Source organism: Terriglobia bacterium, from assembly GCA_020073495.1.
Lineage (GTDB): Bacteria > Acidobacteriota > Terriglobia > Terriglobales > Acidobacteriaceae > JAIQFD01.
Window position 1 is genome coordinate 349,786 of the sequence record JAIQFD010000003.1, and the last position, 14,657, is coordinate 364,442.

12 protein-coding genes are annotated in these 14,657 nt (G+C 66.5%); 2 read left to right on the forward strand and 10 right to left on the reverse strand.

The features are described 5' to 3' along the window. Positions 1–39: 39 nt before the first annotated feature. From argJ to argR, 9 genes are read right to left on the reverse strand one after another with little or no spacing between them, the layout of a single operon-like run. Positions 40–1,230 carry a bifunctional glutamate N-acetyltransferase/amino-acid acetyltransferase ArgJ gene (gene argJ / locus LAN37_08940; protein ID MBZ5647333.1) on the reverse strand — a complete coding sequence of 397 codons (1,191 nt, stop codon included), beginning with the start codon at positions 1,228–1,230 and terminating at the stop codon, positions 40–42. Beyond that, positions 1,227–1,745 carry a GNAT family N-acetyltransferase gene (locus tag LAN37_08945; protein MBZ5647334.1) on the reverse strand — a complete coding sequence of 173 codons (519 nt, stop codon included), beginning with the start codon at positions 1,743–1,745 and terminating at the stop codon, positions 1,227–1,229. Before LAN37_08945 ends, argJ begins: the two co-directional genes overlap by 4 nt. After that, positions 1,732–3,123: an argininosuccinate lyase gene (argH, locus tag LAN37_08950; GenBank protein ID MBZ5647335.1), complete on the reverse strand. Its 1,392-nt coding sequence runs from the start codon at positions 3,121–3,123 to the stop codon at positions 1,732–1,734. The genes LAN37_08945 and argH overlap by 14 nt, the downstream gene beginning before the upstream one ends. Further along, positions 3,120–4,325, reverse strand: a complete 1,206-nt coding sequence (locus LAN37_08955) for an argininosuccinate synthase (GenBank protein MBZ5647336.1) — start codon at positions 4,323–4,325, stop codon at positions 3,120–3,122. Before LAN37_08955 ends, argH begins: the two co-directional genes overlap by 4 nt. Continuing rightward, a complete protein-coding gene (gene argF, locus LAN37_08960; GenBank protein MBZ5647337.1) occupies positions 4,318–5,274 on the reverse strand; it encodes an ornithine carbamoyltransferase in 957 nt (318 codons plus the stop codon). Before argF ends, LAN37_08955 begins: the two co-directional genes overlap by 8 nt. Positions 5,275–5,327: 53 nt before the next feature. After that, positions 5,328–6,587, reverse strand: a complete 1,260-nt coding sequence (locus LAN37_08965) for an aspartate aminotransferase family protein (GenBank protein MBZ5647338.1) — start codon at positions 6,585–6,587, stop codon at positions 5,328–5,330. Further along, positions 6,584–7,363, reverse strand: a complete 780-nt coding sequence (gene argB / locus LAN37_08970; GenBank protein ID MBZ5647339.1) for an acetylglutamate kinase — start codon at positions 7,361–7,363, stop codon at positions 6,584–6,586. The genes LAN37_08965 and argB overlap by 4 nt, the downstream gene beginning before the upstream one ends. After that, a complete protein-coding gene (gene argC / locus LAN37_08975; protein MBZ5647340.1) occupies positions 7,360–8,397 on the reverse strand; it encodes an N-acetyl-gamma-glutamyl-phosphate reductase in 1,038 nt (345 codons plus the stop codon). Before argC ends, argB begins: the two co-directional genes overlap by 4 nt. Further along, entirely contained in the window at positions 8,397–8,837 is a 441-nt protein-coding gene (gene argR, locus LAN37_08980; GenBank protein ID MBZ5647341.1) for an arginine repressor, read from the reverse strand. Before argR ends, argC begins: the two co-directional genes overlap by 1 nt. Positions 8,838–9,085: 248 nt before the next feature. Here argR and LAN37_08985 point away from each other — a divergent pair, with 248 nt between their 5' ends. Next, entirely contained in the window at positions 9,086–9,577 is a 492-nt protein-coding gene (locus tag LAN37_08985) for an NUDIX domain-containing protein (protein MBZ5647342.1), read from the forward strand. A gap of 104 nt (positions 9,578–9,681) precedes the next feature. Further along, positions 9,682–11,091 (forward strand): CHAD domain-containing protein, encoded by a 1,410-nt coding sequence (locus LAN37_08990; GenBank protein MBZ5647343.1) that lies wholly within the window; start codon positions 9,682–9,684, stop codon positions 11,089–11,091. Here LAN37_08990 and LAN37_08995 read toward each other — a convergent pair. Further along, positions 11,058–14,600 carry an alpha-amylase gene (locus LAN37_08995; GenBank protein MBZ5647344.1) on the reverse strand — a complete coding sequence of 1,181 codons (3,543 nt, stop codon included), beginning with the start codon at positions 14,598–14,600 and terminating at the stop codon, positions 11,058–11,060. The genes LAN37_08990 and LAN37_08995 overlap by 34 nt on opposite strands. Positions 14,601–14,657: the final 57 nt, after the last annotated feature.

A 14,657-nucleotide genomic window follows, 5' to 3' on the forward strand; every position in this document is an offset into this window, starting at 1 on the left:
CCGCGCCTCGCTCAGGATGACACCTTGAAACGCACGCTCCTAGGTCGAGTAGTCGGCGTTGATGCGGACGTATTCGGCGGTGAGGTCGGAGGTGAGGAGCTGGGCGAGTCCGCGGCCGCGGCCGACGCGAACGCGGATGTCGTACTTGGGCTGAAGCATGCAGGTGTGGGCGGCGTCTTCGCTGAATTCGCCTTTGGCCCCGCGCCGGCAGACCTGATGGGGGCCGATGAAGATATCTACGTGTCGCGGGTCCACGGGGACACCGGAGCGGCCGACAGCAGCAAGGATGCGCCCCCAGTTGGGATCGGCGCCGGCCCACGCGGTCTTCACCAGCATGGAGGTGGCGATGACGTTGCCGATGCGGTGAGCGTGGGCATCGGTCGCGGCGCCCTCAATGTCGAGACGAATGACGTGCTTGACTCCTTCGCCGTCGAAGACGATCTGCCCGGCGAGGGAGCGGCAGACGTCGGTGAGAGCCTGGGCAAATTGGCTGTGATTGCGCCTGGTCAGCTTGATCCCACTGGCGCCGCTGGCGAGAAGCAGAAGCGTGTCGTTGGTGGAAGTGTCGCCGTCCACGGAGATGCAGTTGAAACTGACCGCACAGGCCGCGCGCAGAGCGGAATGGAGTTGCTTCGGGGCGGCGTCAAGATCGGTGAAGATGTAGGCCAGCATGGTGGCCATGTTGGGGTGGATCATGCCCGCGCCCTTGGCGACGCCGGCGATGGTGACGGTAGTGCCGCCGGAAGAAAATGCTTCCGACGCCAGCTTGGGGCGGGTGTCGGTGGTCATGATGGCGCGCTCGAAGTTTTCCAGAGCGGCTTCGCCGAGGGAACGTTCGCGGACAACCCGCGGCAGGGCGGCGCGGATCTTCTCTACAGGAAGCGGCACGCCGATGATCCCGGTGGAAGACGGGAAAATGAATTCCGGCGCGGCCTGGAGCAGTTTGCCGACGTCAGCGCACACCGCTTTGCTGGCGGCAAGTGCCGCGGGACCGGTCGCGCAGTTAGCGTTGCCGCTGTTGACGAGGACGGCGCGCACGCGCCCGCGGGTGCGTTTCAAGTGTTCGCGGCCCACGATGACAGGCGCGGCGACCACGCGATTGCGGGTGAACAGCGCGGCAGCGCTGGCGCCCATCGGAGCCTCGGCGAGCGCGAGGTCAAGATTGCCGCTGGCTTTGATCTGGGCCGCGGTGGCGGAGAACAGAAACCCGCGCGGCACGCGCAGACTCAAGGCTGGATCCTCGTCAGGACCGGACGCTCCTCGCGGGCGGGCGCAAGGATGGCAAAGTTTGGCAGCTCACCGCGCACCATCGCGATCTCGTCGCAGGCGTGCAGCTTGGGGCAGAACTGGCAGTCCTTGTAGGCCTTGTCGGGCAGGCTCTCCCGCTCGGCGACGCGGAAGCCGAGGCGGGCGAACCATTCCGGGATCTTGGTGAAGAGGCAGATGCAGGTGACGCGCTGGCGCTCGGCCTCGGCGAGCAACGCGTCAACCAGGAGTCGTCCCGCGCCCTTGCCACGCTGGCTCTTGCGGATGGTGATGGAGCGTATCTCGGCCAGGTGCAGGCCGTAGAGGTGCAGAGCGCCGCAGCCGACAACCTTGCCTTTGTCCTCGATGACCATGAAGTCGCGGATGTTCTCGCAGATCTCGGGCAGCGACCGCGGGATCAGGCTGGAGCCCGTGACCTCGGCGGAGATGAGGCGCTCGATCTGCTTGGCGTCGGGAAGGAGGGCGTTACGCACCAACATGGGCCGCTCCTTTGGATGCCGCGAGACGCTCCTGGGCGTGGGCCAGCGCCTGCTGGACACGCCTGGGAGCCGTGCCGCCCTCGACGTCGTGACAGGCGAGGACGGCGTCGAGCGAAAGGCTCGCGCGCAACTCGCCGGTGGAGTCAACTCCGCACTGCTTCCACTGCTGGGGGGAGAGATCCTGGAGCTCGCATCCGTTCTGGAGCGCGAGCTGCACCGCAGCGCCGACCAGCTCGTGGGCGCGGCGGAAGGGAACACCGTTCTTGACCAGGTGCCCTGCGGCGGCCATGGCGTTCATGCAGCCGGTGCTGGCGGCGGCGCGCATGCGGTCGAAGTTGAACGTCACCGTAAACATGAAGCCGGCGGCGATCTTCATCATGGCGGCGCATTGCTCGGCGCTGTCGAATACGGGCTGCTGCGTTTCCTGAAGGTCCTTGTTATATGCCAGCGGCAGGCCCTTGGCGGCGATCAGAAGCGCGGTGGCATTGGCGATGACTCGTCCGGCTTTGCCGCGGATGAGCTCGCAGGAATCGGGGTTCTTCTTCTGCGGCATGGCGCTGCTGCCGGTGGAGTAGGCCTCGGGCAGCGTGATGAAGCCGTACTCCGTGGTGGAGAAGAGGATCATCTCCTCGGCCCAGCGGCTGAGATGAACGGCGAGCAAGGAGAGCGACTGGGCGAACTCGATGGCAAAGTCGCGGTCGGAGGTGGCGTCCATGCTGTTGGCCGTGGGACGGTCGAAGCCGAGCTTGGTCGCCATGGAGCGGCGATCGAGAGGCAGGATCGCGCCGGCGATGGCGCCGGAGCCCAGCGGGCATTCGTTCAGACGCGCGCGGGCGTCGGCAAGGCGGTCCATGTCGCGGAAGAACATCTCCGCATAGGAGAGCAGCCAATGCGAGACCAGCACAGGCTCGGCTCGCTGGAGGTGGGTGTAGGAGGGCATGGCGGCGTCGCCCGCCTGCTGTGCGCGCTCGATGAGCACGCCGATCAGATCGGCGAGCAGGCCACGCAGTCCGTCGATTTGGCCGCGGACGTAGAGGCGCAGGTCGGTGGCGATTTGCTCGTTGCGGCTGCGTCCGGTGTGCAGCTTGTAGCCGACGTCGCCGGCGACCGCGACCAGGCGCGACTCGACGAAATGGTGGACGTCCTCGATGGCGGGGTCGTCGGAAGCGACACCCTCGCGCTCGATCTGGTCCAGGCCGCGGACGGTGGCGTCGAATTCCGATTTCGAAAGGACGCCGGCCATGTGCAGGGCAGCGGCGTGCGCCTTGCTGGCCGCGATCTCCTGCGGGAGGAGGCGGCGGTCAAAGGGGAATGAGCGCTGCCAGGCGTCGAACTCGGGATCCGGCCCGCCGCGGAAACGCCCAGACCACATCTTCATTTCAGGGCCTCCGTGCGGACGATGGCGCGCGAGCGGGCGGGCAGGCCGAGGATGCGGATGAATCCGGCCGCGTCCTTCTGGTCGTAGCCGTCGCCCATGGTGAAGCTGGCGATGTCGGTGCGGTAGAGCGAGTTCTCGGACTTGCGTCCGACGACGTCGACATTTCCCTTGTAGAGCGAGAGCGCCACCGAGCCGCTGACATCGCGCTGCGTGCTGGCGATGAAGGCGTCCAGGGCCTCGCGCAACGGCGTGAACCAGAGGCCGAAGTACACGATCTCGGCGTACTTGAGCGCGATGTGCTGCTTGAAGTGCAGCAGTTCGCGGTCGAGGCAGAGCGCCTCGAGCTCGCGGTGCGCGGTCAAGAGCAGCGTGCCACCGGGCGTCTCGTAGCAACCACGCGACTTGATGCCGACAAATCGGTTCTCCACCAGGTCCACGCGGCCGATGGCATTGCGCGCGCCGATCTCGTTGAGAAGCTCGACGAGCTGCACGGGCTCGAGCCGGGTGCCGTTGATCGAGTTCGGTACCCCTTGCTCGAAGCCGATCTCGACGGTCTCGGGCTGATCAGGCGCTTCCTGCGGCGACTTGGTCCACGTCCAGGTGGTGGGAAGCGGTGGGTTGTTGGGATCCTCGAGCTCGCCGCCTTCGTGGCTGACGTGCAGCAGATTGCGGTCGCGGCTGTGGATCTTCTGCCGGCTGGCTTCGACTGGAATGCCGTGCGCTTCGGCGTAGTCGAGGCAGTCCTCGCGCGATTTCAGGGTCCACTCCCGCCAGGGCGCGATGATTTTCAGCTCGGGCGCCAGCGCCTGGAAAGCGTGTTCGAAGCGGACCTGGTCGTTGCCCTTGCCGGTACATCCGTGGGCAAGGGCGGTGGCGCCTTCGTTCTTCGCCAACTGCACCTGGTACTTGGCGATGACGGGACGCGCGAGCGAGGTGCCGAGCAGATATTTGTGCTCGTACACCGCGCCGGTGCGGATGGCGGGGAAGACGTAGCCGGTGAGGAATTCCTCGCGGAGATCCTCGACCAGGACTTTGCTCGCCCCGGTCTTGTACGCCTTGTCGACCACGGCGTCGAGGTCATCACCCTGGCCGACATCGGCGACGAAGGCGATAACGTCGCAGTCGTAGTTCTCCTTCAGCCACGGGATGATGATCGAGGTGTCGAGTCCTCCCGAGTAGGCAAGAACGACTTTCTCACGCATTTCCGCTCCTCGGCTGGACGCGGTGCATGCCACCGCCCAGCAACAGAACAAGGATGGCCTTCTGGATGTGGAGGCGGTTCTCCGCCTGGTCGAAGACGACCGAGCGCGGCGAGTCGATGACGGCCGCGGTGACCTCGTCGCCGCGATGCGCGGGCAGGCAGTGCATGAACACAGCGTGCTTGGCGGCGCGGGAGAAGAGGCGCTGGTTGACCTGATAGGGAGCGAAGATCGCTTTGCGCTCGGCGGCTTCGCTCTCCTGGCCCATGCTCGCCCAGACGTCGGTGTAGATGGCGTCGGCGCCAGTGACAGCGGCGACGGGATCGGTGAGGACCTCGATCTTCGCGCCGGTGGTCTTGGCGATGTGGCGCGCGCTGGCGACGACGGCGGGCTGGGGCTCGTAGCCTTCGGGCGTGGCGACCGCGATATTGGCGCCGGTGCTGGCGGCGGCGAGGATCAGCGAATGGGCGACATTGTTGCCGTCGCCGACGTAAGCGAGACGCACCTGCTTGAGATCGCCAAACCGCTCCTGAAGCGTGAGGAAGTCGGCGAGCGCCTGGCAGGGATGCTCGTGATCGCTGAGCGCGTTGACGACAGGGATTGACGCGTGCTCGGCGATGGCGGCGACGGTCTCGTGCGCGAAGGTGCGCAGCACCACGCCGTCGACCCAGCGCTCGAGGTTCTTGGCGATGTCGCGCAGGCTCTCGCGCTCGCCCAGGCGCGTCTGCGTCTGGTCTACGAAGAAAGTGACGCCGCCCAGTGCGCTCATGCCCGCTTCAAAGGTCAGGCGGGTGCGCAGCGAGGGCTTCTCGAAGAAGAGAACGAGCTGCTTGCCGGCGAGGGCGCCGCGGAAGTCCGCCGGGCTCGCCTTCATCACGGCGGCAACGCCGAGGGCCCAGGAGACCTCGTCGGGCGAGAAATCCTGCACGGAGACGAGGTCGCGGCCGGGAATGCCGGTCACCGGGTGCGGGCCGAGAGCCGGCCGCGGCGCGAGGGTGGTTGCGTTCACTGTTTTCTCCTTCTTGTCGGCCGGCTGGCTGCTGCCGGTGACGCGGCGTTGGCGCTGAGTACCTTATCGAGTGCGGAGATCATCTGGTCCACGTGCTGCTTCTCGATCACGTACGGAGGCAGGAAGCGGAGCACGTTGTCGTTGGTGCGGTTGATGACGAAGCCGCGCTCGAGCATCTGCTTGACGACGGCTTTGGCGAGGTCGGTGGAGTCGAGTTCGGCGGCCAGCATGAGGCCGAGGCCTCGCACGTTACGCACTTGCGGATGACGGGACTGGAGCTGGAGCAGGCACTTGTGGAAATAGGCGCCGACCTTCGAAACGTGCGCCAGCAGGCGCTCCTTCTTCAGCGTGCGGACAAAGGTTGCGGCCACAGCGCAGGCCAGCGGCCCGCCACCGAACGTGGTGCCGTGCATGCCGGGGTGAAAGCAGGCGGCGACCTTGGCGGTGGTCAGGATGGCGCCGAGCGGGAGGCCGGCTGCCAGCGGCTTGGCGATGGTCACGATGTCCGGTTTGACGCCGAAGCGCTGGAAAGCGAAGTAGCGGCCGGTGCGGCCGAGGCCGCACTGGATCTCGTCGAGGATAAGCAGCGCGCCGGTGCGCCGGGTCAGCGCGCGCGCGGCTTTCAGGAATTCCGCCGAGACAGGGCGGACGCCGCCTTCGCCCTGGACGGTCTCGAGTCCGATGGCGCAGACGGAGCGGTCGAATTTTTTCTTCAGGTCGGCGACGTCGTTGAAGCGGACGAAGACCACGCCCGGGACCAGCGGGGCGAACGGTGCGCGATATTTTTTCTGGCCGGTGGTGGCGAGGGAACCGAAAGTGCGTCCGTGGAAGGAGTTCTCCATCACCAGCAGGTGCGTGCGCGGCTTGTGTCCGTTGGTGTTTACGGTGCGGGCATAGGCGCGCGCCAGCTTCAGCGCGCCTTCCCAGGCCTCCGTGCCGCTGTTGCAGAAGAAGGCACGGTCGAGTCCGGAGATCCCGGTCAACAAGCCCGCCAACTCGGCCTGGTACTTGTGAAAGAAGAGATTGGAGATGTGGATCAGCTTCGACGACTGTTCCCAGATCGTCTTCTGGATAACGGGGTGCGCGTAGCCGAGCGCGTTCACGCCGATGCCGCTCAGAAAATCGAGGTACTTTTTCCCGCTCGAGTCGTAGAGATAGACGCCGTCGCCGCGCTCGAACAGGACGGGGAAGCGGTCGTAGGTCGGCAGGAGGAGGTTGGCCTCCAGCTTCATGACTGCCGCCAGGGCCCGGCTCATGGAATGACCTCCGTCCCGTACTCGATCGGGTTGGTGAAGAAGCCGGGCAGCACTTCCACGCTCTCGGCGGGGAGGATGCGGACGCGATGAACGCCACGCTTGAGGGCGTTGGTGCAGGCCTCGAGCTTGGGCAGCATGCCTCCGCTGATGACGGCGTCGTGGACCATGCCGCGGATGCTGTTCACGTGCAGCCAGCGGATGACGGCGCCGTCGGCCCCCTTCACGCCGGGGACGTCTGTGAGGAAGATCAGTGCGTGAGCATTGCAGGCGGCGGCGCAGGCCGAGGCCATGTGGTCGGCGTTGATGTTGTAGTACTCGCCGTCGTTGCCCAGCGCGATGCTGGAGATGACGGGCACGATGCCGTGCTGCCACATGACGTCGAACCACTTGGATTCCACCGAACTGATCTCGCCGACGTAGCCGAGTTCGGGGTGTCCGTGCATGGGCGTGGCGCGGAACAGACCGAGGTCACCGCCGCAGAGGCCGATGGCGGTCTGGCCGGCGGCGCCGATGGCCGCGACCAGCGACTTGTTCACATGGCCGGCCAGCACCATGAGGGCGACGTCGCGCGTCTGCGAGTCGGTGACGCGCAGGCCATTGATGAACTGCGATTCCTTGCCCAGCTCCTGGAGCGCTCGGCTGACCGCGGCTCCGCCGCCGTGCACGACGGCGATCTTGTGACCGCCCTGCGCAATGTCGGCGATGGTTTGCGCGAACTTGCGCACCAGTTCCTTGCTGTCGAGGGCCCGGCCGCCAAGCTTGATGACGAACCTCATTGCAAGCCCTCCCGTTCGTCGAAGCCGAACATCACGTTCATGTTCTGGACCGCCTGTCCGGCCGCGCCCTTCATGAGGTTGTCGAGACAGGAGACCAGGACGACGCGCTCGCCGTCGGGGGCGACGGCAAAGCCGAGGTCGCAGTAATTCGTGTTGAGCGAGAACTTGATCTGCGGCAGGCGCGAGTGGGCGAAGACGCGTACCCACGGCTTGCCGGAGTAGAAATCGCGCAAGCACTTCTCGAGCTCGTCCGCCGAAGCGGACCGCGCCAGCTTCACGTAAATGGTGGAGAGGATGCCGCGAGGAATGGGCAGCAGGTGCGGCGTGAACTGGAACTGAGCGGCCGCGAGGCCGAGCTGCTCCAGCATCTCGCCGGTGTGGCGATGGCCGAAGACGGAGTAGGCGGACAGGTTGTCGGCGACCTCGACGAAATGCGTCTTCGCGGTGGGCTGCTTGCCCGCGCCGGAGACCCCGGACTTGGAGTCGCAGATGATGCCGTGGTCGAGGTCGAGGAGACCGGCGCGCACCCAGGGCGCAAGCGCGAGGATCACCGAAGTCGCGTAACAGCCCGCGTTGGCCACCACCGGCGCCGAAGGAATGGCGTCGGCGTACAGCTCTGGGATGCCGTAGACCGCGGAAGCGTCGAGCTGCGCCGCGCGCTGGTCGCCGTTGGTGAAGCCGTACACGCTGCGGTGCTCGGGGTTCTTAAGCCGCCAGGCGCCGCTGAGATCGATGACGCGGATGCCGCGCGCAACCGCTTCCGGCGCCCATTCGCGCGAAACCTCATGCGGAGTCGAGAGAAAGAGAACGTCAACGTCTTTCAGCCTATCCCACGAAAATGCCTGGATGGGATAGCCGCCGTTGCCGGCGACGTGGGGGTAGATCTCGCTGAGGTCGAGAGAAGCGCCGGCCTCGCCATCGCGCCCGAGAAGGATGGGCTTGCGCACCCGCCCGTGCCGCAGGAGCAGGCGCGTGAGCTCAAAACCCGCGTAACCCGTGGCTCCAACCACGGCCGGTTGAGGAGCGGCAGGCATCAGGCGATCAGCTCCTTGACGCGAGCCACCAACTTGTCGGCGATCTTCGTTTCCGGAGCAATGATGAGGATGGTGTCGTCGCCGCCGACGGTGCCCACGACCTCGGGCCACTCCTCGGCGTCGATGGCAGCGGCCACCGGCTGGGCGCTGCCCGCGCTGGTCTTCACCACGACCAGGTTCTGTGCGGAACGCACGTCGTAGACGAATTCGCGGATCAGGCGCTCCACGGAGGGAAGCCAGGCGTCCGAGTCGCCGTTCTGCGGAAGGGTGTAGCCCTCGCCGGTCTTCACCAGGCCGAGCTCATGCATGTCGCGCGAGAGGGTGGCCTGGGTGACGCGGTGGCCGCGCTTGTAGAGCATGCGGCGCAGCTCGTCCTGGCTGGCGACGGAGTGGTCCGCCAGAAGGTCACGGATAGCGGCATGGCGCGACAGTTTGGACATGAATAATTATGCAGTCGAGTGCATAAATATTGACCCATTTTGGAACCGCTTGTCAACGGAAAAATCCTCCCGACGGGGTGCATGGGATTGGTCGGGCGGGACCGTGGCGCACCCGCCGGCCGCAGCGGTCTTTATCTCTGTACCGCAGGACGAACCACGCGGTGCAACACCGATTCCTGAATATCAGCTTTGCGGTGACGGCACCCTGACGCATGCTGTGGACAAGAGTCAGTTGCGGAGGCGCAGGAATGGGAGCATCCGCAGTCTCACGGGATCTGTCGCGATCGATCGCCCTGGGCCAGGTGGCCGCCGTCTGCTACCGGCGGACGGGAAATTCCCTGCAATTCCTGCTGGTGAGAACCGACAAGGGGCGATGGAGTTTTCCCAAGGGTCGTCTCGAGCCGCAGCTGACGTCGAGCCAGGCGGCGGCGCGCGAGGCGCTGGAAGAGGCGGGTGCGGTGGGGATCATCGCGCCGCGTCCGTTCGCGCGGTACCGGCACAAGAAGCGCGCGCTCGCCTCGGAAGTGATGGTGCGCGCCTACCTGCTGCACGTGACGCGAACCGTGGACCCTCCGGAAACGCACCGCGATCCCACATGGTTCGGTCCACGCGAGGCGCGGAGCAAGCTCGCGGCCGCGCGAAAGTCGAAATACCGGAGAGAGTTGAGGTCTGTCCTGGACCGCGCGGTGCGGCTGCTCGACCGGGCGCAGCGCGACAGCCGCATGCGTTACCTGCCGTAGCCGCGGCGCCGCGCTTGCATTCCGCTTCCCCGGCTGCAATGCTCTAGCCTCCCACGCACATGCGAAGCGCCGCTGCGCCAAAACGGGTCGATCTGAAGCACTGGATGGAGCGTGCCGCGAGCGAGATGGATGGAGCACTCGCGGAGCTCGCGCCGGATCCCGTCCACGACCTGCGGGTCGCGCTGCGCCGCTGCCGGTCCATCGCGAGCAGTTTCCGGACGATCGACTTCCATCCCGCCTGGCGGCGCATGGACCGGGCGGCGCGCACGGTCTTCCGCCAGCTCGGCGAATTGCGCGACGTGCAGATCCTGGCGGAATGGGTGAAGAAACTGGGGGCCGCGGACGATCCGGTCACGGCTACCCTGATGGGGTTCTGCACCAGGCGGGAGATGGAGCTGCGCGCCGGAGTCACGGCGGCGCTCACCAGATTCAACCGTACCCGGTGGCAGTATTGGAGCGAGCGGCTGTCGGCGCGCTTCGAGCGCGTGCCGGCCGAGGGGCTGGTCTTCCAGTGCCTGGCGCTGCACCGCTACGCCGACGCCTACGAGTTGCACCGCGCGGCCCTGCGCAACCGGACGAAAGTCGCATACCACCAACTTCGCATCGGGCTGAAGAAATTCCGCTACTTGGTGGAGAACTTTCTGCCGGAGCGGCACCGGCAGTGGGGCAAGAGCCTGAAAGAACTCCAGGACCTTCTGGGCGAAGTCCACGACCTGGACGTGCTGTGGGCGACCGCGCTCAAGCAACGGGCGTTCGCCTCGCCGGAGGCGCGTCAGCGCTGGCAGGAGCGCATCGAGGCGGAACGCAGCCGGCGGCTGGCGCGATATCGCGAGCTGATGATGGGGCGGGAGTCGCTGTGGCGGCAGTGGCGGCGCGGCCTGCCGCAAGGCGCCGCCATCCGGCGGGCGGAACACCAGCGCCTGAAGACCTGGGCGGCGTTTCTGGATCCCGACTTCGAGCACAGCCATCGAGTCGCCAAGCTGGCGGTGCAGCTCCACAAAGGATTGGTGCGGGCAAACATCTTCGACGGTTCAGCTCCCGCGGCGCTGCTGGAGTCGGCCGCCCTGCTGCACGATGTCGGGCGCAGCAGCGGCGGGCGCTCGCGGCACAAGGCCTCGCGCCGGCTCATCTCGAGAATGGTGCTGCCGGCGGGATGGACACAGCAAGACTTGCAGATCGTGGCGCTTACCGCACGGTATCATCGCGGCGCCCTGCCCAGCGCGAAACAAAAAAGATTCGCGGCGTTGCCGCCGAAGTTTCAGCAATGTGTGCGGCAAATGGCCGCGGTGGTGCGGCTGGCCGACGCCTTCGATTGCCGGCACGATGGCGCCGTGCGCTCGCTCTCCGTGCAACGCGCCGCCGACCGTCTTATCGTGGAGGCGACGGGATTTTCGGAAGAGGGAGCAGCGGCCGAGCGCGTGGCCGCGGGCAGGTATCTCCTGGAACGGACGTGCGGCCTCCCGGTGTTGGTGCAGGGAGTTCAGCTACGCTCGAGAAGGACTTCGACGCGATAGCCCGCATCGGCGGCCGCGCGCGTACGCACCTGCAACTCGCGCTCGAGTTCGCGCAATCTTCCCAGATCCGGTGTGGGAGTCGATGCGATCCGCAGCATCGCCGGCAGGGCCATCCACCACAGCAAGCGCTCAAACGCTTCCTTATTGAAGTAGCGAACGCCCTCGTGCTCGTGGACACCGATCAGCCACGCGACGTCGGGATCGTGGACCCAACTGAAAGGCGCGGTGGAGCGGGAAGGCGCCGCCTCGGCCCCCGGGGCCCAGGAGGCATGCCCCAGGGCGGCACGGACACGGGCGGCCGCGCGCCAGCGCTCCTCGCCCGCGAAACCGAGCGCGGAGAAAGCTTCCGCCATGGGCTCGCGCAGGCGCAGCGCATCGAAGATCTCCGCGGCGGCGTGGGTGGGGTCGGCTGCGTCCCGCAGTGAGCCGAGCGCCTCCAGAGAACACCATGCGAGGATAGCGCCCCAGATCGGAGTGGATTCAGCCGGTGCGGCGCCCGCGGCCGGCAGGACAGCGGAGGCGTCTGCCGGCCAGGGCGTGGAGAAATGGCGCTGCAGCCCGGGCAGCGCCAGGGCCGCTTCGAGGTGATCCTGGAAGCGGCGGAGCGCGACCGCGGGGTCGCCCTCCCATCCTCGCGCCAGCTCAAGGCCGGCCGCATCGGCCGCGCCACCCGTCGCATAGCGGCGCGACTCCTCGAACAGGGCGCGCACACAGCGGGAGGCGTGCTCGAACAGCTTGCCAGTCCCGTCTTTCCCAGTCCTGGGAACGCCGGCGCCATCGGCGAAGCCTCTGGCCAGAGCGGGCTCCAGAAGCGAGCGCAGGGCGTCGTGAATGGGCTTGAGCTCGAGCGCGTGCAGTGCGTCCTCGAGGCTGGGAACACCGCGTCCGTTGAGCATGCCGCACAAAGCGCCCCAGGGACGCTTGCCGTCGTCACGGATATCGCGCCAGTCGAGAAAGACGTGGCACTTGTAGGCTTCGATCTCGATGCGCAGGCCTTTCCCGGCGAGCTCGGGAGCGTGGTGCAAGTACTCGAGGCCGGTGACTGCGTCGCGGCAGGCGGCGAACATTCGCCGATCGTGGGAGAGGCCGAACGCTTCGCCCAGCGTGCGCTGGCGCAGACGCTTGCCGCCCGGCGTCTTCTCGGCGTAGGCGCAGGAGGACCGGATCCAGCCGCTCGTGTTGGAGTAGCGGTTGAGATAAACGACCAGCGCGCGCTCGTCGCCCAGGCGGTTGGAGTAGGCGAAGACGTCTTCGTTGACGTGGCCCTGGTCGGTGTAAAAGTCGAAGAGCAGGAACTCGCCGACCTCGGCGAAGAGGGCGCGGCGGTGGAGCAGGGGCGAGATCTCGCGCTCGTGGCGCGCGACCAGCCACGGATCGGGCAACTCGTCGCGATAGGCGCGGCGATACTCCATGCCGTAGCGTTCGGCATAGCCCTCGATCTGGCCGTGCCCGAACATGGGCAGGCCGGGCAGGGTGGCCATGAGGGTGCAGACGCCGAAATACTTGTCGCCTTTTCCGAACTGGTCCACGGCGGTGCGCTCGTCGGGGTTGTTCATGAAATTGACGTAGCGCTTGAGCACCTCGGGATCGAACTCCAGTGTGTTCTTGATGACGCTGCGATAGTTGGCGTTCTCCTCGTCGCGCATCATGTTCATGAAGGCGCTGTTGTACACGCGATGCATGCCGAGGGTGCGCACGAAGTAACCTTCCAGCAGCCAGAACGCCTCGGCCAGAAGCAAAGTGCCCGGGACCTCGGCGGCCACGCGGTCCACCAGTTCCCTCCAGAACTCGTTGGGCATGGCGCGGTCGAAGTCCGCCTTGCTCAGGCCGTGCTCGGCGCGCGAGGGGATGGCCCCGCCGGTGCCCGGCTGGGGGAACCACAGGCGCTGGTAGTGCTGCTTGGTCAGCGTCATGGCGGCATCGAAGCGAATGATGGGGAACAGCCGGGCGACGTGAAGGATCGTCTGGATGACCCCCTCGCGCACTTCCGGCTTCAGGTAGTCGAGCTGCGCGGTGTCGTTCCAGGGAAAGCTGGTGCCGTCGTTGCCGTGATAGATGTAGCGGGCATCGCCGCTCCAGCGGTCCAGACGGCGGAAGACGACGGCGGCGTCGCTGCGGTTGTAGTAGTGGTCCTCGATCTTGATCTCGACGCGGCCGTCGCTCGACAGATCCGGCCCGTTGAAGGTGTAGGAGGGGAACGGGCTATAGGGCAGCGAGAGGAACCAGTCCGGATGCTGGATCATCCAGCGGGAATCGATGCCCATGTGGTTGGGGACCATGTCGCTGGCCATGCGGATGCCGCGCGCCCAGGCGCGGTCGCGCAGATTGAGGAATGCGGCCTCGCCGCCGAGTTCTTCTGCGATGGTGTAATCGAGCAGCGAGTAGGCCGAGGCCGCGGCCTCGGGATTTCCGGTGAGTTGCTTGATGCGCTGCGAGGCGCGGCTGCGCTCCCAGACGCCGATCAGCCACAAAGCATTGAAGCCGCGGCGCGCCAGAAGGTCGAGCTCTTCGTCCGGGACCTGGTCCAGGCGGTTGATCAGCCGGCGGTACTGGATGCAGAGCTGATGAAGCCAGACATGGATGGTTTTTGCCAGCATCACCGTGCGCGGCATCCACTCGACGTCCTGGCTGAAGCGCTCGTATTCGTGGTCGTGGAAATGGGGGACAGCGGCGGCGCTCGAGTCCCCGGTCGTCAGGCCCCCGCCAAAGTGCGCTCCCGGCGGATGGAAGCGCAGCCAGACCGCGATCTCTTCTTCCTTCAGGAGATCGAGCGCGGTGAGCAGGCGGGCGATGAAGTCGCCCAGCAGCGGCGTCCATTTTTCGCGGATGTAGGCAAGCTGGCCGGCAAGCGAATCGGGTGAAGCCAGCGCGGGGGCGCGAAGCATGTCCACCAGGTTCTGGTTGTCGGGGCCGAAGCGCGGGCGAGTCTCGAAATAATCGCGCAGCGCAGCCGTGATGTTGGCATAGGCCGTCGTAGTGGCCAGCAGGTCGTCGTCGAATAATTCTCCGAAAGGCCGGAACGCGGGATTCTCGTTCGCCAGCCAGAGCATCATCAGTTCTTCCAGGGCGACGGCGCGGTGCGGGACGCCGCCGGTGGCGTCCGCAAGCCACTGCTGAGCGGTGCGCTCGCCGCGGTACACGGCCACGGTGGGGAAGTGGTCGGCGAAGCCGAGCAGCGCGCGGTCCAGTTTCGTACGGCCGAGCCGCGCCTCGAACCAGGTGAGCGCGTCCCGCATGGCGGCAGGGTCGCGCTGCTGGCGGTAGAGAGCCGCGACCAGGTGCAGGGCCTCATCGATGAGTCCCATCGCATTCAGCGCGCCGGGATAGACGCTGCGCTCCGGATGGCGCTCCGCGTCGCGCGCCAGGGTCATCTTTCGGGCGAACTCCCGGCTCGCCGCCAGGTTGGCGAAAACGACGTTCCCGGTCAGGGAGAAGAGGGCGTCGTCGAACTGGTAGAGATCGCGCGCCGCCCGTGCGACGTGGAACTCGAATGTCGGAGTGGTTCTCATCGGTTCCGGCTGGCAGTATAGCAACCCCGTGGGCGAGGCACAGCGAAGATGAGCCCA

Coding starts and splice junctions, on each gene's coding strand:
- LAN37_08945 (MBZ5647334.1), bottom strand. CDS start 1,745: ATGTTGGTGCGTAACGCCCTCCTTCCCGACGCCAAGCAGATCGAGCGC.
- LAN37_08955 (MBZ5647336.1), bottom strand. CDS start 4,325: ATGCGTGAGAAAGTCGTTCTTGCCTACTCGGGAGGACTCGACACCTCG.
- argC (MBZ5647340.1), bottom strand. CDS start 8,397: ATGCCTGCCGCTCCTCAACCGGCCGTGGTTGGAGCCACGGGTTACGCG.
- LAN37_08965 (MBZ5647338.1), bottom strand. CDS start 6,587: ATGAGCCGGGCCCTGGCGGCAGTCATGAAGCTGGAGGCCAACCTCCTC.
- argH (MBZ5647335.1), bottom strand. CDS start 3,123: ATGAAGATGTGGTCTGGGCGTTTCCGCGGCGGGCCGGATCCCGAGTTC.
- argB (MBZ5647339.1), bottom strand. CDS start 7,363: ATGAGGTTCGTCATCAAGCTTGGCGGCCGGGCCCTCGACAGCAAGGAA.
- LAN37_08990 (MBZ5647343.1), top strand. CDS start 9,682: ATGGAGCGTGCCGCGAGCGAGATGGATGGAGCACTCGCGGAGCTCGCG.
- argR (MBZ5647341.1), bottom strand. CDS start 8,837: ATGTCCAAACTGTCGCGCCATGCCGCTATCCGTGACCTTCTGGCGGAC.
- LAN37_08985 (MBZ5647342.1), top strand. CDS start 9,086: ATGGGAGCATCCGCAGTCTCACGGGATCTGTCGCGATCGATCGCCCTG.
- LAN37_08995 (MBZ5647344.1), bottom strand. CDS start 14,600: ATGAGAACCACTCCGACATTCGAGTTCCACGTCGCACGGGCGGCGCGC.